A 19,986-nucleotide genomic window follows, 5' to 3' on the forward strand; every position below is an offset into this window, starting at 1 on the left:
GCCCGCGCCCGCGCCACATTCACGACGCGATGACAAGCGAGGCAGCAAGCGCTATGACGCGGCGCACGCGCTGCGACGAAGCGTGGCTGCACTCGCGCGCCGGGATCGGAACGTACGATGGTTTTGGGCAGACTCCTCTTCGCGCTCACCGCCCTGGTGCTGGCCGCGCTCGCCGGCGTCCTCTTCGCGGTGGTCATCACCGCCAACGGCACGACGTGGCTCCACGTCATCCAGATCGTGCTGCTCGCGATCTGCTGCGTCTGGCTCGCCTGGGGCTTCAACACGGCGGTGACCGGCATCCTGTTCGGCCGGACGCGCAAGCGCGAGCGCCGCACCGGCCTGCCGCCCGCCTCGCCGCACAAGACCGCGATCCTCGTGCCGGTCTACAACGAGGACGCCGGCGCTGTGATGGCGCGGGTCGCCGCGATGATCGAGGGGCTGCGCTTCATCCGGCGCATGGACAACTTCGTGTTCTTCGTCCTGTCGGATTCGACCAAGCCGGAATGCGTGGCGGACGAGAAGCGCACGATCCTGAAGCTGGCCGGCGAGCTCGAGACCGGCTCGATCCTGTTCTACCGAAACCGGGTGAAGAACACGAACCGCAAGGCCGGCAACATCGAGGACTACGTCACCAACTACGGCGGCGCCTACGAGTACATGATCGCGCTGGATGCCGACAGCCTGATGCGGCCCGAGACGCTGGTCGAGATGGTGGCGCGCATGGACGCCGACCCCGAACTCGCGCTGCTCCAGACCCAGCCGCTGATCATCGGCCGCAAGACGCTGTTCGGGCGCGCGCTGCAGTTCTCGGCCGCGCTCTACTCGCCGATCTTCTCGCGTGGCATCGCCGCCCTCCAAGGGCGCGAGGGTCCGTTCTGGGGCCACAACACCATCATCCGTACGCGCGCCTTCGCCGACTGCTGCGGCATGCCGAAGCTTTCGGGCACCCCGCCCTTCGGCGGCCTGATCCTCTCCCACGACTTCGTGGAAGCCGCGCTCCTGTCGCGATCGGGCTGGAAGGTGCGGCTCGACCCCGACCTTGAGGGCTCCTTCGAGGAGGCGCCCGCCAACATCATCGAATACGCCAAGCGCGACCGGCGCTGGTGCCAGGGCAACCTCCAGCACGGGCGGCTTCTGGGCGCGCCGAACCTGAAGCTCTGGAGCAAGGTGTCGATGATCTCCGGCATCATGGCCTACGCGGCCTCGCCGATCTGGCTCCTGTTCTTGATCGCCTCGATGCTCGATCCGGTGCTGGCGCCCGCGCCGAACTACTTCCCCGCCGACAGCCTGTTTCCGGTCTTCCCGACGCCCGAGACCGGCAAGGCGCTGCTTCTCCTCCTCGGCATCTTCCTGCTCCTCCTCCTGCCCAAGACGCTCATCGCCTTCCACACGGCGATGTCGCGGCGCGCCTCGCGCTTCGGCGGCGGCTGGGCGGTGCTGCTCGGGGCCACCTGCGAGCTGATCCTGACCAGCGCGCTCGCCCCGATCATGATGCTGTTCCAGTCCAAGGCGGTCGCCGAGATCCTGATGGCGCGCGACAGTGGCTGGCCGGCGACCGAGCGCGAGGACGAGGGCCTGCCCCTGTCGGCGGCGTTCGCGGCAAGTTGGTGGATGATGATCGCGGGCGCCGTTCTTGGCACCGTCGCCTACGTCTATTCGCTGCAGCTCTTCCTCTGGGTGTGCCCGATCGCCATCCCGCTCTTCCTCGCCCCCTTCTTCATCTCGCTGACGGGCGATCCGGGCCTCGGCGAAAAGGCGCACAAATTGTCGATCTTCGACACGCCCTTCGAGACCGACCCCGAGCCGGTGATCCGCGCCGCCGCCGTGTGGCACGCCCGCCTGTCGGCGAGCCCGGAGGAGCGCAAGGACAAGGTCGAGACGGCCGGCGTGCCGCAGCCCGCCTGAGGAGACGCCCGTCATGACCGTCGACAACCGCACCTATCATTCCGTGCGCGGCGGACTGCCGCCGCAGACACAGCTGACCCGGCAGAGCGCCGTCTTCACCGACGCCTATGCCGTGATCCCCGGCGGCACGATGGCCGACATCACGGCGAGCGCCCTGCCGTTCTGGGAGGGCACGCGCGCCTGGATCATCGCCCGACCCTTGTCGGGCTTTGCCGAGACCTTCTCGCAATACGTGATGGAAGTGCAGCCCGGCGGCGGCAGCGACCGGCCGGAGCCGGATGCCGGGGCCGAAGGCGCGCTCTTCGTCACCGAGGGCGAGGCGACGGTGACCCTCGACGGCGCCGAGCATGTCTTGGCCGCCGGCGGCTTCGCCTTCCTGCCGGCCGGCCGGGCCTGGACCCTGCGCAACCGGGGTGGCGCGCCTGCGCGCTTCCATTGGATCCGCAAGGCCTACGAGGCGGTCGACGGCCTCGGCGCGCCCGATCCGATGTTCTCAAGCGACGCGAGCGTCGCCCCGTCGGTGATGCCGGACTGCGGCGGCGTGTGGGCGACGACGCGCTTCGTCGACCCCGCCGACCTTCGCCACGACATGCATGTGACGATCGTCACCCTGCAGCCCGGCGGCGTCATCCCGTTTCCCGAGACGCACGTGATGGAGCACGGGCTCTACGTGCTGCAGGGCAAGGGCGTCTATCTCCTCAACCAGACCTGGGTCGAGGTCGAGGCGGGCGATTTCATGTGGCTGCGCGCCTTCTGCCCGCAGGCCTGCTACGCCGGCGGACCGGGTCCGTTCCGGTATCTGCTCTACAAGGACGTCAACCGGCATCCCAAGCTGCGCTGGCGCTGAACAATCCGCATCGAGGCGGCGGAGGCCGCCAGGGGAGGGGACCATGAAGGCATCTGACAAGCGACATCTGAAGCGGGCCGGGGTCGAGGTGACGGCGCTCGGCATGGGCACGGCGCCGCTCGGCGGGCTCTACACGCCGGTCGCGCTCGCCGACGCGCGCGCCGCCCTGCAGGCGGCCTGGGACGCCGGCATCCGCCATTTCGACACCGCGCCGATGTACGGCCTGACGCGCTGCGAGCACCTGACGGGCGAGCTCCTGCGCGAGGAAGCGCCGAATTCCTACGTCCTCTCCACCAAGGTCGGGCGCCTGATGACCTTCGACCGACCGGGCCGCCAGCTGCCGCCCGAAGGGCCGAAGAACGAGTTCGATTCGGGCTGGAACAGCGGCCTCTCGTTCCGTGAGGTCTTCGACTACTCCTACGACGCGATCCTGCGCTCCTACGACGACTCGCGCCAGCGCACCGGCTGCCCGAAGCTCGACATCCTCTTCGTGCACGACATCGGCCGCGTCACGCATGGCGAGAAGCACGACCACCACTGGGGGGCGCTGACCAAGGGCGGCGGCTTCCGGGCGCTGGAGGAACTGCGGGCCGCCAAGCTCATCGCCGGCTTCGGCCTCGGCGTGAACGAGAACGAGGTGATCCTCGACGCGATGGAGGAGACCGATCTCGACGTCTGCCTCTTGGCCGGCCGCTACACGCTGCTCGACACCTCGGCGGCCGACGAGCTCCTGCCCAAATGCGTCGAGCGCGAGGTCGCGCTGGTGGTCGGCGGCGTCTTCAACTCCGGCATCCTCGCCTCCTCGTCGGGGCGCAAGAAGTTCAACTACGTCGACGCGCCGGCCGAGATCATTGAGAAGGCCGACCGGCTGCGGGCGGAGTGCGAGGCGTTCGGCGTGCCCCTGCCAGCCGCCGCGATCCAGTTCCCGATGCGCCACAAGGCGACCGGCAACGTCGTGATCGGCGCGAAATCCGCCGATCAGGTCCGTCAGAACGTCGCCTGGTTCGAGCAGGCGATCCCCGACGAGCTCTGGCAGAGCCTCGAAGACAAGGGCCTCCTCGCGCGAGGCTGAACACGGCGGCGCCCGGTTGCCATTGGCGCCGGGCGCGCCACCCTTGGGACCGATAGCCGGCTTCACATCGCTCCTGCCGACCGGGGGGGGGGGGCGGAGCCGGCGCCCTCGTGGGAACAACCGGCCGAACGGAGCGCGCATGAAGATCGAAGAGGCGGCAGGCCCGGCGCGGCGCGACGAGCTCGCCTATCGGCTGAAGCAGCAGAAACTACTAGCGGAGTTCGCGCGGCTCACCATCCAGGCGCAGGATCAGGCGACCCTGTTTCAGGGCGCGACGGAACTCTGCGCCCGCGGTCTCGAAGCGCCCTACTGCAAGATTCTCGAATATCGGCCCGCCGAGGACGACCTCCTGATGCGCGGCGGCTGGGGCTGGGGACCGGGCGAGGTGGGGGTCGCGACGCTCGGCGCCGATCTCGAATCGCCGGCCGGCTACGCCTTCCACACCGGCGAATCCGTCCTCTCGAACCACCTGACCGACGAGACGCGCTTCCGCACGCCCAAGCTTCTGGCCGACTACGGCATCCGGCGCGCGGTGAACGTCCTCATCGATCGCGGCGGGCGCCAGCAGAAGGCGTTCGGCGTGCTCGAGGTCGACAGCCCCGACGCCGGCGACTTCGACGCCTCGGACGTCGATTTCCTGTCGGGCTGCGCGCGCATCCTCGGCGCCGCGATCGAGCGGGTCGAGACCGACCGGCACCTCAAGGAGGCGATCGAGACGCAAGGGATGCTGACGCGCGAGATGAACCATCGCGTCAAGAACAGCCTCGGCGTCGTCGCCGGCCTCCTGCGCGTCAACTCCAACGTCGTCGCCGACCCCAAGGCGAAGGCCGCGCTGGTGGACGCCGAGGCGCGGATCATGACGATAGCGCGCGTCCACGACCACTTGTGGAAGGGGGCGAGCGTCACCGAGGTCGACCTGTCGACCTTTCTCGACGACCTCTGCTCGCAGCTCGGCTTTGCGACCGCGGGGCTCGAGATCCAGTGCCGCGCCGACGCGGTGGTGGTCAGCGCCGACAAGGCGATCCCCGTCGGCCTCATCGTCAACGAACTCGTCACCAACGCGGTGAAATACGCCTACGACGAGGGCCAGCCCGGCGTCGTCGAGGTCTCGCTTTGGCAGAAGGGCAGCCGCGCCATGGTGCGCGTGCGCGACCGGGGGCGGGGCCTGCCCGACAGCTTCGACCTCGAGGCCGCGCGCAAGAGCTTCGGCATCCGCGTGATCCTCAGCCTCGTGCGCCAGCTCGACGCCGAGCTGACGGTCGAAAGCGTGCCGCGCGGCGCCTCGTTTCTCCTGTCCTTCGATCCGGTCACCGGATCCTGAGGCGACGACGGGCCCGCCGGAGCGGGCCCGGATCGTCAGAGGACGGGCAGGGCGCCGACGATGCGCAGCGACAGGCCTTCCCAGGGGTCGAGCACGATGCGCAGCTCGCCGTTCTCGGTGAGGTCGCCCTCGATCGTCTCGTTGATCATGTCGACCACCGGGCCGGAGCGCACGTTCGGCAGGATCACCGTCTCGTCCACCGGATCGCGGCCGAAGTTGAGGGCGGTGACCTGCGTGCCGCGCCCGTCCGGCAGCTCGTGCACCATCAGGAGAAGGCCCGGCGTCGTCACATCGGGGATCATGGTCTGCCGGCTGGCGGCGATGCCGTAGGCCTCGCGAACGGCGAGCAGCCGCTTCAGCTGCGAGGCGAAGGAGCCGGGCTGGCCGAGCTGCTCGTTGATCGGGCCGTAGAGCGCGCGCGCCCTCGGCAGGCCCTCGGCGGAGGTCGCCGCTTCCGGGTTGAGGCCGATGAGGTCGTAGGCGCCGCGCTCGATCCAGCGGGTGTCGCCGTCCTGCATGTGCTCGGCGACGGCTTCCGGCGGCAGCGGCAGGGCGCCGACGAGATCCCAGCCGGACAGGGCGAAGATGCCGGGCTGGAAGGCGTTGTACATGGCCATCAGGAGATGGCCGCGCTGGATCTCGGCCTTGTCCTCGTCGGTGATCGCCGACAGGTCGGTGATGCCGAGCGCGGCGGTGACGACGCTGGCCGAGGTGCAGGCGATGCCGTTGGTGACGAAGCGGAGGTTATAGGGCGCATTGGTGCCCGACAGCTTCTCGTACATCGTCTCGCGGATGCGGGTGCGCAGCGTGCGACCCTGCCAGGTCTGGCCGCCGAACGTGTAGATGTCCTCCGAATGGAGGGTCCAGAAGTGGACGAGCTCGGTGGTCAGCTCGTCGTGGTTCTGCATGGCGTGGATCAAGGAGGCCGGGTCGATGCCGAACTCGTGGACCATGCGCAGCATCATGCGCAGGAATTCGGTGTCGCCGGTGAGAAGCGCGTGCTGGTAGGCCGGGCGCGTGATGAAGTCGTAGGAAAGGTCCGCCCCGCCCTTCGACATCGAGGCGATGTCGTCGACCGTGAGGTTCAGCTCCTGGAACGAGAAGCCGCCGGCCTTGCGCACCATGCCCGCGAGCAGCGCGTTGCCGGTGACCGACAGCGGATGGCTTTCCGACCAGGCCGGACCGTCCATGCGCTTTTCGACGCCGAGGAAGCCGTTGGCGTCGAGGCGCAGGCCCCGCGCGCCCATCTGGTCGATCGAATGGAGCGCGTCGCCGATGATCATCTGCTGGGCGGCGAAGGTCGGGTCCAGCCAGTTGAGGCTCGGCTGCCCCTCCTTGAAGTAGTGGAGATAGACCCAGCGCCGCGTCACCCCGTCGACGCCGGTGACGGGGCCGGTGGCGCTCCAGTCGGTCTCCTTGACGCCCGGCTCGAAGAAGATGACGCGCTGCAGCTGGCCGACGATGTAGCCCTTCTCACGCAGGGCATCGACGGTCGGCGGCGAGAGGTTCACCGCGTCGCGCCCTTCGGGCACGGCCGGGAGGAGCGCCCAGTCCTCCTCGGGGATCGCCACCATGTGGTAGAGGCCGGGATAGGACGAATGGTTCATCTCGGCGAGGCGGAAGTCGACGCCCTTGCCGGTATGCGCCGGGATGACGTCGTCGATCACCACCGCGTTGTGGGCGGCGGCCATGCGCGAGATCGCCACGAATTCCTCGGCCGTGCCGAAGGACGGGTCGATGTCGAAGCTGATGCGGTCGAAGTTGCCGTCGATCGTCGGCGTGTAGGCCCCGTCGCGCCAGCCGCCGGCGCGCTTGGTCGGGCCGGTGTGGATGCCGCGCACGCCGATCGAGGAGAGCGCCGACCAGAGTTGCTGGTCGCCGAGCGTCGCCAGCACCGTTTCGCCCGGCCGCGTCACGATCGAGGCGGGATAGGCGGTGAACCAGACGGGCGCGACGGCCGAGGCGATGCGCGGGCGCGTCTCGGCATAGGGCCGCTGCCAGAAGCGCCCCTGGCCGCCGTAGCTTTCCGCGAAGCGGCGCGCCTGGTGCAGCATCGAGGTTTCGACCATCTGGTCGACCGTTGCGGTGTCCGGTGCGCTCATCGAGGCTCTGCCCTTCTGGTCTCTCGTGTCGAAAGGCGGAAACCTCACCGGCGCCGTCCTCGCGAGGCCCCATCTAAGGGCGAGCGGCCCGCCGGCCAGACCCAAAGGATCATCGCCGGCCGCCGGTGTCGGACAGGACGCGGCGGATCGCGAAGGAGGAATTGATCCGCGACACGGCCGGAAGGCGCGACAGGATCTCCTTGTGGATGCGCTCGTAGTCGCCCGCCCCTTGCGCCTCGACGCGCAGGAGATAGTCCTCCGCGCCCGTCATCAGGTAGCACTCGCGGATCTCGGGATGCTTCAGGACCTCCGCCTCGAAGCGGTGGAGGACGTCCTCGGTCTGGTGCTCCAGCGTGATGCGCACGATCACGACATGCGCGTCGTCGCCGCCCGGGCCCGCCACGATCGCGGTGTAGCCTCGGATCGCACCGGACTCTTCCAGCATCTGGACGCGGCGCAGGCACGCCGACGGCGACAGGCCGACCTCGGCAGCGAGCGCGACGTTGGTGACGCGGGCGTTGCGGCGGAGCGCCCGGATCAGGGCGCGGTCGATGCGGTCCATGCGAAGATCGTTGCGCCCGTTCGAAGGAAATGTCGGATCAGCCGTCAAATTAGCACATCCTGCGGCAGTTCGGCATGTCCTTCGACGATCCTTCGACCATCATGGATGCCGGATCGCTCGGGGGACTTCGCCGTGAACGCCATGCCTCATTCGACCGACCAACGCGCCCCGGCCGCAGGCTCCGCCGGCGGCGTCCTGACCGTCGATCTCGGCGCGATCGCCCGCAACTACCGCGCGCTGGTGGCGCAGGCCGGGGGCGCGGCCGTCGCGGGCGTGGTCAAGGCGGACGCCTACGGGCTCGGCATGGCCCGTATCGCCCCGGTGCTTCTGGAGGCCGGCTGCCGGACCTTCTTCGTGGCGCATCTCTCCGAGGCGCTGGCGTTGCGCCCGATCCTTCCCGACGGCATCGAGATCTTCGTCCTCAACGGTCTCCTGCCGGGCGACGAGCGTCTGTGCGCCGAGACCGGCATTCGGCCGGTCCTCAATTCGCTCGATCAGGTCGAAGCCTGGAGTGCGCTCGGGGTCGGCCTCGGCCGCCCGCTGCCGGCGGCGATCCAGGTCGACAGCGGCATGTCGCGCCTCGGTCTCGCACCGGCCGAGGTCGAGGCGCTCGTCGCCTCCCCTGAGCGGCTGCGCGGCGTCGACACCGTCCTCGTCATGAGCCATCTCGCCTGCGGCGACGAGCCGGCCCACCCGGCCAACGCCGAGCAGCTGGCCGCCTTCCAGGCGCTGTCGGCCCGGCTGCCGCGGGTGCGGCGCTCGCTCGCCAACTCCGCCGGCCTCTTTCTCGGCGACGCCTTCCGCTTCGACCTCGCCCGGCCGGGCATCGCGCTCTACGGCGGTGCGCCGACCGGGGGGCGCCCCAATCCGATGGCGCCCGTGGTGCGGCTCGACGCGCGGGTGATCCAGCTGCGCGAGGTGCCGGCGGGCGCGGGCATCGGCTACGGCTTCACCGTGGTCGCCGAGCGGGCGATGCGGCTGGCGACGCTCTCGGTCGGCTATGCCGACGGCTTTCTGCGCGCGGCATCCAATCGCGGCGCCGTCTTCCATGCGGGACATCGGCTGCCGATCGTCGGGCGCGTGTCGATGGATTCGATCATCGTCGATGCGGGCGAGGCCCCGGTCCGGGCCGGCGACCTCGTCGAGCTCATCGGCCCCCATGTTGGCCTCGACGCGGCGGCGACGGCGGCGGGCACGATCTCCTACGAGATCCTGACCTCGCTCGGGAGCCGCTACGAGCGCCGCTACGTCACCACCAACGCTTCGGGAGAGCGGGCATGAAGGTCGTCGTCCTCGGAGCCGGCATCATCGGCGTCACCTCCGCTTGGTACCTGATGAAGGCGGGCCACGAGGTGATCGTGGTGGACCGGCAGGAAGGCCCGGCGCTGGAGACGAGCTTCGCCAATGCCGGCGAGGTGTCGTTCGGCTATTGCAGCCCCTGGGCGGCGCCGGGCATCCCGCAGAAGGCCATCAAATGGCTGATGATGGAGCATGCGCCCCTCATCCTGCGCCCCAAGCTCGACCGCGCCATGCTGTCCTGGCTGACCAAGATGCTCGCCAACTGCACGGCCGGTGCCTATGCGCGCAACAAGAGCCGGATGCTGCGCCTGTCGGACTACAGCCGCGTGTCGCTCGCCGAGCTTCGCCGCGACACCAACATCGCCTACGACCAGCGCATGCAGGGCACGCTGCAGCTCTTTCGCACGCAAGCGCAGCTCGACGCCTCGGCCAAGGACGTGAAGGCGCTTGCCGCCGACGGCATCCCCTTCGAGGTGCTCGATCGCGAGGGCTGCATCCGCGCCGAGCCCGCGCTCGCCCACGCGCGCGACAAGATCGTCGGCGGCCTCCAGACCCCGCAGGACGAGACGGGCGACTGCTTCAAGTTCGCGAACGCCTTGGCCGAGATCGTCGCCTCGCGCGGCGTCGAATTCCGCTGGGGCCGCACCGTGCGCCGCATTCTCGCCGAGAACGGCCGGGCGGTCGGCGTCGCGACGGATGCCGGCGACATCCGGGCCGACGCCGTGGTGGTGGCGATGGGATCCTATTCGCCGGTCCTGGTGCGCCCGCTCGGGATCAAGCTGCCGGTCTATCCGGTGAAGGGCTATTCGCTCACCATCCCGATCGTCGACGAGACGCGCGCGCCCGAATCGACCGTGATGGACGAGACCTACAAGATCGCGATCACGCGGCTCGGGACCCGCATCCGCGTCGGCGGCATGGCCGAGATTTCCGGCTTCACCAACGACCGCTCCGAGCGCCGGCGCCGCACGCTGGAGCATTCGGTCACCGACCTCTTTCCCGGCGGCGACATTAGGCAGGCGAGCTTCTGGTCGGGGCTCCGGCCGATGACGCCGGACGGAACGCCGGTGATCGGGCCGACGAAGGTGAAGGGGCTCTTCCTCAACACCGGCCACGGCACGCTCGGCTGGACCATGAGTTCGGGCTCGGGCCGGCTCTTGGCCGACCTCGTGTCGGGCGCCACGCCCGACATCGACGCGCGCGACCTCTCCGTCGCGCGCTACGGATGACCGGCGCTCAGATCCGGCCGACCGGCTTCTCCTCCTCGGTGCGGATGTCGCCGTAGCGCTCGGGATGCCGGTCGAACAGCGCGCGCACGTAGGAGCAGGCCGGTACCACGGTCTTGCCCTCGCTCCGTGCGAAGGCGACCGCGTGGTCGACGAGCTTCTCGGCGATGCCCTGGCCGCGCAGGCGCTCCGGCACGTAGGTGTGATCGAAGATCAGCGAGTTCTGGATGCCGGCCGGCGCATAGGTCAGCTCGGCGCGGTCGTCGCCCTCGCCATAGGCGAAGACGCCGGTGCGGCCCTGGTCCTCGTGGACGATCTGCATGGGATGGGTTCCTGTTGTCCGGTTGCCTTGAGCCGGATAGACGCCCGGTCGAGGCGCGCGTTCCATCAAACCGATGCGAGCATCGCCGCGCCATCGGATCCGCAGGGTTAAACGACCCTTAACCCCGTTTGTTTACCTTGACCGCAAAGAGCCGGAGCCCGTGGGGCGCGCCGTCGAGGGACGCGCGCGCCCTGCGGCGCCGTCCGGCGACGGGCGAATCGGGCGGTGCGGCAGGCGCCGTCCGGGCAGGCAGCAGGCGAAGGGCAGCGACATGGCATCGATCGAGGCGCGGGACGAGGGGACGGGATCGATGGCACGACCGGCACGCTTGGGCCTCGGGGTCGCGCTGGTCGGCCTGGCGCTGTGGCTGGCGACCGCCTTCGCCACCTGGGCGGTGGACGACCCGTCGCTCAGCTATTCCAACGACAATCCGGTGCGCAACATGGCGGGCGCCGGCGGCGCGGTGGTCGCCGACCTCGCCATGCAGGTCTTCGGTCTCGGCGCCGTCCTCGTCCCGCTGGTGCTGGCGATCCGCGGCATCCTGTGCCTCGTCGGCCGCCGCGCGGGCCGCGCCGGCCAGCGCGCCTGGGTGGCGCTCGGGGGCCTCGCGCTCGCCAGTGCCGCGCTCGGCTCGCTCGAGGCGCCGGCCGGCTGGCCGCTGCCGATCGGCCTCGGCGGCATCGTCGGGGATCTTCTCCTGAAAATTCCGGCGCTCGCCACCGGCGCCTATCCGACCGGCGTCTGGAGCTTTGCCGCCGCGGCCCTCTTCGCCGCCCCGGCGCTCTGGTGCATCCTTCACGGCGCCGGTCTCGTCGGCGCGCCGGACGAACCGGTGGCGCTGAGCGCCCGCCGCGCGTCGAAGGTCGAGGAGGACGACGGCGAAGGGCGCCTTGCGCTTCTCGCCGGGGCCGCCAGCCACTGGGCCTACCGCATGCGCTCGGCCGCCGCGCGCGTGACGCAGTCGGTGCCGGTCATCGGCCGCCGCGAGGATCCGTTCTCGCACCGCGACTGGGACGCCGACGCGCCCCTGATGCCGCCGGCTCCGCCCGCCCGCTTCCGCGACGGTGCGGCCGCGCCCGCCGCACGCCGCGAGGTGCGCGTCGTGGTGCCGCCCGAGTTCCGCGAGCCCGCCTTCGACGAGCCGGTGGCCGACCACGACGAGCGCGCCTGGGCCGAGGTGCCCTATGCGCCCGAACCCGCGGTGCCGGCGAGCCCGCGCGCGCCTGCCGCCGCGGCCCCCGAACTCGAGGCCGCCGCGCCCACGCGCCGCACGGTCGACACGAGCCGCGCCACGGTGCGCCACGGCCGCTCGGACTGGAACGGTTCCTACAAGCTTGCCCAGCGCCAGGCCGCGATCGATGCGGCGGCCGCCGCTGGCCGCGCCGCGCCGACCTTCGCCGCGGACGAGGCGGGCGACGAGGACCTCTTCGAGACCGGCGCGCCGGAGGATCGCGGCGTCGTCGGCTACGACGACATCCACCGCCACGACGCGCCCGTCTTCCACGACGACGAGCCGCCGTTCGAGACGCACCCGGACGACGCGCCATATCTCGGCGACGACGGCCGCCTGTCGCTGGAGGAGCGGATCGCGATGGAGGAGGACGAGGCGCGCCTCGAGGCGCCCGAGCGCGCTCCGGCGCCGGAAGAGGGCGGCGGCTGGCGCGACTTCATCGCCAACAACATCGTCGCCTTCCCCGGCCTGAAGCGCGCCCCCAAGCCCGAGGCCGAACTGCCCCGCGCCGCGCCCGTCGAGCCGCGCATGGCCCCCGCCGCCCCGGCACCGGCCGCGCCGGCCCCGCGCGGGCCGATGTTCGAGCGCCCGGCGCGCGTCGTGCCGCAGGCGGCAGCCGACGCCACCTCGCGCCAGTCCTCGCGTGCCCGTCTCGCCGAACTCGGCAACGCGGCCCTCAACGCTGAGTTCGAACTGCCGCCGATCGAGCTCCTGTCGCCGCCCAAACCCCGCAACCGCGACAACACGCTGACGCCCGAGATCCTCCAGGAGAACGCGCGCCTTCTCGAGGGCGTCCTCGACGACTTCGGCGTCAAGGGCGAGATCATCGAGGTGCGGCCGGGTCCGGTCGTCACGCTCTATGAGCTGGAGCCCGCGCCCGGCATCAAGTCGAGCCGCGTCATCGGCCTTGCCGACGACATCGCCCGCTCGATGTCGGCGATCGCCGCGCGCGTCGCGGTCATTCCCGGCAAGAACGCGATCGGCATCGAGCTGCCCAACGCCAAGCGCGAGACCGTCTACTTCCGCGAGATGATCCAGTCGGAGACCTTCGCGGGCGCCAAGGCCAAGCTCGCGCTGGCGCTCGGCAAGACGATCGGCGGCGAGGCGGTGATCGCCGACCTCGCCAAGATGCCGCACCTGCTGGTTGCCGGCACCACGGGCTCGGGCAAATCCGTTTCGATCAACACGATGATCCTGTCGCTCCTCTACCGGATGAGCCCGGCCGAGTGCCGCATGATCATGATCGATCCGAAGATGCTGGAACTGTCGATCTACGACGGCATCCCGCACCTTCTGGCGCCCGTCGTCACCGACCCGAAGAAGGCCGTCGTCGCGCTGAAGTGGACGGTCAAGGAGATGGAGGACCGCTACCGCAAGATGTCGAAGGTCGGCGTTCGCAACATCGACGGCTTCAACACGCGGGTGTCCTCGGCGATCGAGCGCGGCGAGACCATGTCGCGCACCGTGCAGACGGGCTTCGACCGCGAGACCGGCGAGCCGATCTTCGAGTCGGAGGAGTTCGACCTCCAGCCGCTGCCCTACATCGTCGTCATCATCGACGAGATGGCCGACCTGATGATGGTCGCCGGCAAGGATATCGAAGGCACCGTCCAGCGCCTCGCGCAGATGGCGCGCGCCGCCGGCATCCACGTCATCATGGCGACGCAGCGCCCCTCGGTCGACGTCATCACCGGCACGATCAAGGCGAACTTCCCGACCCGCATCTCCTTTCAGGTGACGTCAAAGATCGACTCGCGCACCATTCTTCAGGAGCAGGGGGCGGAGCAGCTGCTCGGCATGGGCGACATGCTGTTCATGGCCGGCGGCGGGCGCATCCAGCGCGTCCACGGCCCCTTCGTCGACGACGCCGAGGTCGAGGAGGTCGTGAAGCACCTGAAAGCGCAAGGGACGCCCGAATATCTTGACGCGATCCTCGAGGAAGAGGACGAGGACGGCGGCGCGGCGGCGGGCGGCTCGGGCAGCGGTTCGGCGGGCGGCGAAGAGTCGGCCGATCTCTACGACCAGGCGGTGGCCGTGGTCCTGCGCGACGGCAAGGCGTCCACCTCCTACGTCCAGCGCCGCCTCCAGATCGGCTACAACCGCGCCGCCTCGATCATCGAGCGGATGGAGCGCGAGGGCATCGTCGGCCCCGCCAACCACGCCGGCAAGCGCGAGATCCTAGTGCCGACGGATAATGCGTGAGGGAACGGGAGTGCCGCACTCCATCCGGCACTCGTGGCCCTTGCTGGCGCCCGCCCGTTTTCGGGGCGAGCGCCGGAGTGTCTATTCGACGCGCCTCTCCGGCCTCATGCCGCACGATCCCATGCTGGCGCGCGGTTTGCGGCGCCGCCTCGCGGCAGCACCGTTCATCGTGCTGACGTTCCTCGCAGGCCTCATCGCCCTCTGGTTTCCGGCCGAGGCCGCGCTGGTCATTACAGGCATCGTTGCCTTCAACCTCTTCCCCCTGTTCCTGCATGGGTTCCTCAGCTGGAGGCGGTTCCAGCGACCCGTGCCGGGTTTTCGCTCCATCCGGCGAGCGGCCTTCAAGGGCACCTTCCTCGGGTTCATGGCACCGCTTCCGGCAGGCTGGCTGGGCGGCATCGTCCTGATCACGCTGAGGTTCGGCTTCGTGGACGAGGCATCGCTCGGCGAAAGCCCGTTGTCCGTGACGGCGCTGGGGTTGCCGGTCGGCTTTCTTCTCTGGTTCATGCCGCAGTTCGGCAGCCCGACCGCCATCGCTGCCGCCATCCTGATGGCCGGTCTCTATGCCCTCGCGGCCGTCGACTATCGCAGGCGGTTGCGCCGATCGCTGGAAGAGGCTCCGGCCTCCCGTCCGCGCTGAGGCATTCGTTCACGTCGGCGTTGATGGGAACCATGATCCTGACGAGGATTTCATGTCGATCGCCGCAATGGAGCCGAAGCGCGCTCCTATATGCCGAAAGTGACATCGGACCGTTTGGCCGGTCCATCCCGACGATCCAAGGACGCTACGACCCATGACCCCTTTCCGACGCATCACGGGCGCCTTCCTTACCGCAGCCCTCCTCGCTGGCGCCTCGCTGTCCGGACACACCGTCGCGCACGCCCAGACCGCGACCGCCGCCGCGCAGCGCGTGGCCGACCACTTTTCCGGCGTGAAGTCGATGAAGGGCAACTTCGTCCAGTTCGACGCGGCCGGAAACCAGACCGAGGGCACGTTCTTCATGGAGCGGCCCGGCAAGATCCGCTTCGACTATTCGGGCTCGCCGGTGCGCGTCATCGCCGACGGCAGCCAGGTCGCGGTGAACAACCGCAAGCTCAACACCTGGGACCTCTACCCCCTATCGAAGACGCCGCTGAAGCTGCTTCTCGACCAGCGGATCGACCTGTCGGCCGCCAACATCCAGAGCGTGAAGGAAGGGGCCGACCTCACGACGATCGTGATGGGCGACAAGTCGATCTTCGGCAATTCGCGCATCACCATGATGTTCGATCCCTCGACCATGGACCTGCGCCAGTGGACGATCCGCGACGCGCAAGGGAAGGACACGACCGTCATGGTCTACAACGTCGTGGAGGGCGGCGCGGTGGACGACAAGCTGTTCAACATCCCCTACGCCAACATCCGCGGCGGCATGACCGGCAACCGCTGACGGGAACGGGCGCGGCGGGCCGGGGCTGTGCCTCCAGCCCGCGGCCCCGTCGCGCCGCCACCCGGAACACCCGCCCATGCGCCCGATCCCGGTCCTTGCCACCCTCGGCCTTCTCGCCCTCTCCGGCTGCACCACGGTGACGCCGGCCGAACGACGCGCCGCGGACGAGGCCCGCTGCCGCGACTACGGGTTCCGGCCGCGCACCGACGCCTTCGCCGCCTGCCTGCAACGCATCGATCTCGACCGCAGCGAAGACTGCCGGGCGCGTGTCTACGGCGGGCCGGGCTGGAACGGCGGCATCGGTGTCGGGGCCGGTGTCGGCCGGATCGGCTGGTAGGGGCGGCTCACCGGAAGAAGGCGAGCATCGCCGCCAGCGTCTCCTCCGGCGCCTCCTCGACCAGGAAGTGACCGCTGTCGATCGCCTGTCCCGACACGTCGCCGGCATAGCCCTTCCAGATCTCGATCGGGTCGCCGTGCTTGGCCGGCGTGCCCTTGGCACCCCAGAGCGCCAGGACGGGGCAGGCGATGCGCCGGCCGGCGGCCCGGTCCTCCTCGTCGTGGCGCCGGTCGATCGTGGCGCCGGCGCGGTAGTCCTCGCAGACGCCGTGGATCGTGTCGACGCGCGAGAAGGAGCGGCGATATTCGGCGAGCGCCTGCGGCGCGAAGGGTGCGGTGGACTGGTTGGCGGTCCAGCTCGCCAGCGTATGATCGACGTAGAACACCGGATCGGAGCCGATCAAGCGCTCCGGCATCGGGTTCGGCTGGGCGAGGAACTGCCAGTGGTAGGAGGAGAGGGCGCCAGCCGCGTCCATCCGCTCCCACATCTCCACCGTCGGGATGATGTCGAGGAGCGCCAGCCGCTCGACGGCGTCCGGATGGTCGAAGGCCAGGCGATAGGCGACGCGCCCGCCGCGGTCGTGGCCGGCGAGGCGGAAGCGCTCGAACCCGAGCGCCGCCATGACGCGCACCATGTCGGCCGCCATGACGCGCTTGGCGTAACCCTCGCCGCCCTTCGATTCCGGCGCCGACGACTGGCCGTAGCCGCGAAGGTCGGGCACCACCACGCGAAACCGCTCGGCGAGGCGCGGGGCGATGCCCGCCCACATCGCGCCGGTCTGCGGATAGCCGTGGAGAAGCAGGAGGGGAGGGCCCTCGCCCGCGATGCGGCAGAAGATCTCGGCGCCGTCGCCCTCGATCCTGCGCGTCTCGAAGCCTTCGAACATGACCTGAACTCCCCGCCGCCCCATACGCGCCCGGCCACAACGCGGGGGCCGCCTTGTCGTTGCCTCCGGCGAAGGGAGGCAGGGCGTTTCCTTCCGCGGCGGTGATGGACTAGACAGGCGCCGACGCCCCTGCCCATCGGACACGCCCCCATGCCCTTCACGCTCGCCACCTGGAACATCAACTCGGTGCGCCTGCGCCTGCCGATCGTGGAGGCGTTCCTGAAGGCCGAAGCACCCGATGTTCTCTGCCTGCAGGAGACCAAGTGCCCGAACGAGCTCTTCCCCGAGGACGCGTTCCGCGCGCTCGGCTACGAGCACATCGCGCTGCACGGCCAGAAGGGCTATCACGGCGTCGCCACGATCTCGCGCCTGCCCTTCGCCGACCTCGTGCGCCAGGACTTCTGCGCCATCGGCGACGCGCGGCACCTGTCGGTGCGCGTGGCAGCGGGCGAGCGGCAGATCCGCGTCCACAATCTCTACGTGCCGGCGGGCGGCGACGAGCCGGACCCGGAGATCAACCCGAAGTTCCGCCACAAGCTCGATTTCCTCGAGGAGATGCGTCTGATGCGGGCCGAGGCCGAACCCGGCGTCTCGGCGATCCTCGTCGGCGACCTCAACATCGCGCCGTTCGAGGACGACGTCTGGTCGCACAAGCAGCTTCTCAAGATCGTCTCGCACACGCCGGTCGAGACCGAGGGCATGAAGCGTGTGATGGCGGAAGGCGGATGGACCGATCTCGTGCGCCAGCACGTGCCCCTGCCGCAGAAGCTCTACACGTGGTGGAGCTACCGCGCCAAGGACTGGGACGGGGCCGACAAGGGGCGCCGGCTCGACCACATCTGGAGCTCGGCCGACCTCGGACCCCACCTTCGCGAAGCGCGGGTCCTTCGCGAGGCGCGCGGCTGGGACCGTCCGTCCGACCACGTGCCGGTGATCGTCACGCTCGACCTCTGACAGCCGGCCCCGGGGGCTCGCCTGAGGCCGGCCTCCGACAGCTTTCAGAACTCGTCCCAGCTCTCCTCGCGTGCCGCGTGGGCAGGGGCGGCGCCGCCGCGTCCGATCGGGCGCATCTGCACGACCGGGGCGGACCGGCGGGCGGGGGCGGCGAAGACCGGGGCCTGGCCGGCGGGGCCGGTCGCGGTGCGGAAGCGCTCGGTGAGGCCTGCGAGTTCGTCGGTCTTGGCCGACAGGCCCTGCGCGGCCGCCGTCGTCTCCTCGACCATCGCCGCGTTCTGCTGGGTCACCTTGTCCATCTGGTCGGCGGCCACCGACACTTCCTTGAGGCTGATCGCCTGCTCGCGCGCCGCGGTCGCGATCTCGCCGACCAGGCGGTTCATCTGGTCGACCTGGACCACGATCTCCTCGATCGAGCGGCCCGACGCCGACACGAGCTCGACGCCGCGCTCGACCTGCGTGCCGGAGGCGGAAATCAGGCCCTTGATCTCCTTGGCGGCTTCCGCCGAGCGCTGGGCGAGGCCGCGCACCTCCTGTGCGACGACGGCGAAGCCACGTCCCGCCTCGCCGGCGCGCGCCGCCTCCACGCCCGCGTTCAGGGCGAGGAGGTTGGTCTGGAAGGCGATCTCGTCGATCACGCCGATGATGTTACCGATGCGGGCCGAGGAGCGCTCGATCTCGCCCATCGCCTCGACGGCGCGCGAGACGATCGCGCCGCCCTTCTCGGCGCTCTTCAACGCCGTGCCGGCGGTCTCCTGGGCCTGAACGGCGCGCTGCGCCGTCCCGTCGACGCCGCGCGTCACCTGACCGAGCGCCGCGACGGTCTCCTCGAGGTTGGCCGCCTGCTGTTCGGTGCGGTGGGAGAGATCGCCCGCCGCCGCCGTGATCTGCCCGAGCCCGATGCGGATCGACCCGACCGTGCCGACGACGCTGCCGATGGCCTCGTCGAGCGCGGTGACCGCCTCATTGAACCGGTGCCGGATCGGCTCGAACTCGGCGGCGACCGCCTCGTTCATGCGCATCGTCAGGTCCGCGGCCGCCAGCCGGTCGAGCGCCGCCTCGACGCCGTGCACGAAGACGCGCAGGTCTTCCGCCTTGGCGTTGTCGATCGCGGCCTGTCGGTCGCGGCTCGCCGCCTGCGCCTCGCGGGCCGCCGTCGCTTCCGCTTCCAGCCGTCGGCGCTCGACGAGGCCGTCCCGGAACACGGCCATCGCGCCCGCGAGGTTGCCGATCTCCTCCCGGCGGTCGGCGAAGGGAATGTCGACCGTGGTGTCGCCGTCCGCGAGCCGGGTGACGACGCCCGTCATCCGGCGCAAGGGGCGGGCGAGGCTCGTGTAGAGGAACAGCGCCGAGCCGAGCATGATGGCGATCGCCGCAAGGCCCATCACGAGCCCGATCCGGCCGGCGCTCGCCACGGTACGCTCCAGTTCCGCCTTGGCGCTCGCGGTGAAGCGACGGGCGTTGGCGAGCGCTTCGTCGATGGCACCCTGCGTCTGCGCCGCCAGATCGCCCGCGGCGCCGGCCGCCGCCGGCGCGTCCACGGCGCCGGCCGACAGTGCGGCCCCGCGCGCCACCGCGCTCGCCGCCAGATCGTCCGTGAGACGGCCGAGATTGCGGTCGATCTCGACGAGGACGTCGGGGAGCTTGGCGAGCCGGATCGGCTCCTGCAGCGCGGCCCGCGCCGCATCGCTCACCGACTTCGTGTCCGAGACGATCGGCGCGAGATCGCCGGCCGCACGAACCTCGGCGACCCGGGCGCGCGCGATCGCCATGGCCGTCATCGCCGACTTGGCGGCGATGATGCCGTCGAGAATCACCCGCTCGTTGTCGGCCGATCGCGACGCCTCGCGGATGTCGAGGCCGCTCATCGTCTGGTTCGCGACCATGGCGCCGACCACCGCGATCGCGAGGGCCGACGAGACGACGAGCTTGGCGGTCGCCGTCGTGTTCTGAAGGAATGTCATCTCGATGCACCCGAATGCTCGACGCAGGCCCGATGGTCCTGCGGTCCCATGTTCGGGCGGAAACCTGGCAGAGCTCCTGTAACGAATGGTAAAACGCGCGGGCTCTTCCGCGTTCGGCACAAGACGCTTCGAGCGGCGGTAATAATGCGGCATACCCTCAGGTGGATGATCTGCAACCCCTCGTAACATCTCTCCGTAGCTGACAGGTAGCCGGATCGTTCTGTTGCGGGAGCTACATCACTTGACCGGCGGCGGCGCGAGATAAAGCGGTGACCGGGCGGGTCAAGACTGCCGGCCGCCGAAACCGGCCGGCCGTGCAGAGTGAC

The 19,986-nt window shown here is 70.1% G+C and carries 15 protein-coding genes and 1 pseudogene; 11 read left to right on the forward strand and 5 right to left on the reverse strand.

The genetic code is table 11. From position 1 onward, the window contains the following. Positions 1 to 87: 87 nt before the first annotated feature. From mdoH to ASF65_RS17375, 4 genes and pseudogenes are all read left to right on the forward strand, one after another. Positions 88 to 1,905 (forward strand): annotated as a pseudogene (gene mdoH, locus ASF65_RS17360) (glucans biosynthesis glucosyltransferase MdoH); the annotation flags it as partial. 13 nt (positions 1,906 to 1,918) lie between these two features. After that, positions 1,919 to 2,752, forward strand: a complete 834-nt coding sequence (locus tag ASF65_RS17365; RefSeq protein WP_055891963.1) for a bifunctional allantoicase/(S)-ureidoglycine aminohydrolase — start codon at positions 1,919 to 1,921, stop codon at positions 2,750 to 2,752. A 43-nt stretch (positions 2,753 to 2,795) separates the two neighbouring features. Further along, positions 2,796 to 3,824 carry an aldo/keto reductase gene (locus ASF65_RS17370; RefSeq protein ID WP_055891967.1) on the forward strand — a complete coding sequence of 343 codons (1,029 nt, stop codon included), beginning with the start codon at positions 2,796 to 2,798 and terminating at the stop codon, positions 3,822 to 3,824. 139 nt (positions 3,825 to 3,963) lie between these two features. Continuing rightward, positions 3,964 to 5,145 (forward strand): histidine kinase dimerization/phosphoacceptor domain -containing protein, encoded by a 1,182-nt coding sequence (locus tag ASF65_RS17375; RefSeq protein ID WP_055891970.1) that lies wholly within the window; start codon positions 3,964 to 3,966, stop codon positions 5,143 to 5,145. A gap of 35 nt (positions 5,146 to 5,180) precedes the next feature. Here the strand turns inward: ASF65_RS17375 and treS are convergent, their stop codons facing one another. Together treS and ASF65_RS17385 are read right to left on the reverse strand one after the other, a co-directional pair. Beyond that, positions 5,181 to 7,247, reverse strand: coding sequence for a maltose alpha-D-glucosyltransferase (gene treS / locus ASF65_RS17380; RefSeq protein WP_055891973.1), 2,067 nt, complete (start codon positions 7,245 to 7,247; stop codon positions 5,181 to 5,183). A gap of 109 nt (positions 7,248 to 7,356) precedes the next feature. After that, entirely contained in the window at positions 7,357 to 7,809 is a 453-nt protein-coding gene (locus ASF65_RS17385) for an Lrp/AsnC family transcriptional regulator (protein WP_055891976.1), read from the reverse strand. Positions 7,810 to 7,950: 141 nt separating this feature from the next. On the opposite strand from ASF65_RS17385, the gene alr reads away from it, so the two are divergent. Continuing rightward, positions 7,951 to 9,090: an alanine racemase gene (alr, locus tag ASF65_RS17390; RefSeq protein WP_055892324.1), complete on the forward strand. Its 1,140-nt coding sequence runs from the start codon at positions 7,951 to 7,953 to the stop codon at positions 9,088 to 9,090. Beyond that, complete coding sequence (locus tag ASF65_RS17395) at positions 9,087 to 10,337, forward strand: D-amino acid dehydrogenase (RefSeq protein WP_055891979.1); 1,251 nt, start codon at positions 9,087 to 9,089, stop codon at positions 10,335 to 10,337. Before alr ends, ASF65_RS17395 begins: the two co-directional genes overlap by 4 nt. Positions 10,338 to 10,344: 7 nt before the next feature. Here ASF65_RS17395 and ASF65_RS17400 read toward each other — a convergent pair whose 3' ends face one another. Then, complete coding sequence (locus ASF65_RS17400; protein WP_082505803.1) at positions 10,345 to 10,656, reverse strand: GNAT family N-acetyltransferase; 312 nt, start codon at positions 10,654 to 10,656, stop codon at positions 10,345 to 10,347. A gap of 271 nt (positions 10,657 to 10,927) precedes the next feature. Here ASF65_RS17400 and ASF65_RS17405 point away from each other — a divergent pair, with 271 nt between their 5' ends. From ASF65_RS17405 to ASF65_RS17420, 4 genes are all read left to right on the forward strand, one after another. After that, on the forward strand, positions 10,928 to 14,089 hold the full coding sequence (locus ASF65_RS17405; protein ID WP_055891982.1) for a DNA translocase FtsK: 3,162 nt from the start codon (positions 10,928 to 10,930) through the stop codon (positions 14,087 to 14,089). A gap of 10 nt (positions 14,090 to 14,099) precedes the next feature. Continuing rightward, on the forward strand, positions 14,100 to 14,729 hold the full coding sequence (locus tag ASF65_RS17410) for a hypothetical protein (RefSeq protein WP_156369368.1): 630 nt from the start codon (positions 14,100 to 14,102) through the stop codon (positions 14,727 to 14,729). 154 nt (positions 14,730 to 14,883) lie between these two features. Further along, a complete protein-coding gene (locus ASF65_RS17415) occupies positions 14,884 to 15,519 on the forward strand; it encodes an outer-membrane lipoprotein carrier protein LolA (RefSeq protein ID WP_055891987.1) in 636 nt (211 codons plus the stop codon). Positions 15,520 to 15,595: 76 nt separating this feature from the next. Then, entirely contained in the window at positions 15,596 to 15,856 is a 261-nt protein-coding gene (locus tag ASF65_RS17420) for a hypothetical protein (RefSeq protein ID WP_055891989.1), read from the forward strand. A 7-nt stretch (positions 15,857 to 15,863) separates the two neighbouring features. Here ASF65_RS17420 and ASF65_RS17425 read toward each other — a convergent pair whose 3' ends face one another. Next, on the reverse strand, positions 15,864 to 16,742 hold the full coding sequence (locus tag ASF65_RS17425; RefSeq protein ID WP_055891993.1) for an alpha/beta hydrolase: 879 nt from the start codon (positions 16,740 to 16,742) through the stop codon (positions 15,864 to 15,866). 150 nt (positions 16,743 to 16,892) lie between these two features. Between ASF65_RS17425 and ASF65_RS17430 the strand changes: the two genes are divergently transcribed. Continuing rightward, positions 16,893 to 17,696 carry an exodeoxyribonuclease III gene (locus ASF65_RS17430; protein WP_055891995.1) on the forward strand — a complete coding sequence of 268 codons (804 nt, stop codon included), beginning with the start codon at positions 16,893 to 16,895 and terminating at the stop codon, positions 17,694 to 17,696. Positions 17,697 to 17,740: 44 nt separating this feature from the next. Here ASF65_RS17430 and ASF65_RS17435 read toward each other — a convergent pair whose 3' ends face one another. Next, positions 17,741 to 19,660: a methyl-accepting chemotaxis protein gene (locus ASF65_RS17435; RefSeq protein WP_055891998.1), complete on the reverse strand. Its 1,920-nt coding sequence runs from the start codon at positions 19,658 to 19,660 to the stop codon at positions 17,741 to 17,743. Positions 19,661 to 19,986: the final 326 nt, after the last annotated feature.

Source organism: Aureimonas sp. Leaf324, from assembly GCF_001423245.1.
GTDB lineage: Bacteria > Pseudomonadota > Alphaproteobacteria > Rhizobiales > Rhizobiaceae > Aureimonas.

Coding starts and splice junctions, on each gene's coding strand:
- ASF65_RS17395 (WP_055891979.1), top strand. CDS start 9,087: ATGAAGGTCGTCGTCCTCGGAGCCGGCATCATCGGCGTCACCTCCGCT.
- treS (WP_055891973.1), bottom strand. CDS start 7,247: ATGAGCGCACCGGACACCGCAACGGTCGACCAGATGGTCGAAACCTCG.
- ASF65_RS17385 (WP_055891976.1), bottom strand. CDS start 7,809: ATGGACCGCATCGACCGCGCCCTGATCCGGGCGCTCCGCCGCAACGCC.
- ASF65_RS17365 (WP_055891963.1), top strand. CDS start 1,919: ATGACCGTCGACAACCGCACCTATCATTCCGTGCGCGGCGGACTGCCG.
- ASF65_RS17430 (WP_055891995.1), top strand. CDS start 16,893: ATGCCCTTCACGCTCGCCACCTGGAACATCAACTCGGTGCGCCTGCGC.
- ASF65_RS17425 (WP_055891993.1), bottom strand. CDS start 16,742: ATGTTCGAAGGCTTCGAGACGCGCAGGATCGAGGGCGACGGCGCCGAG.
- ASF65_RS17375 (WP_055891970.1), top strand. CDS start 3,964: ATGAAGATCGAAGAGGCGGCAGGCCCGGCGCGGCGCGACGAGCTCGCC.
- alr (WP_055892324.1), top strand. CDS start 7,951: ATGCCTCATTCGACCGACCAACGCGCCCCGGCCGCAGGCTCCGCCGGC.
- ASF65_RS17435 (WP_055891998.1), bottom strand. CDS start 19,660: ATGACATTCCTTCAGAACACGACGGCGACCGCCAAGCTCGTCGTCTCG.
- ASF65_RS17370 (WP_055891967.1), top strand. CDS start 2,796: ATGAAGGCATCTGACAAGCGACATCTGAAGCGGGCCGGGGTCGAGGTG.
- ASF65_RS17420 (WP_055891989.1), top strand. CDS start 15,596: ATGCGCCCGATCCCGGTCCTTGCCACCCTCGGCCTTCTCGCCCTCTCC.
- ASF65_RS17400 (WP_082505803.1), bottom strand. CDS start 10,656: ATGCAGATCGTCCACGAGGACCAGGGCCGCACCGGCGTCTTCGCCTAT.
- ASF65_RS17405 (WP_055891982.1), top strand. CDS start 10,928: ATGGCATCGATCGAGGCGCGGGACGAGGGGACGGGATCGATGGCACGA.
- ASF65_RS17415 (WP_055891987.1), top strand. CDS start 14,884: ATGACCCCTTTCCGACGCATCACGGGCGCCTTCCTTACCGCAGCCCTC.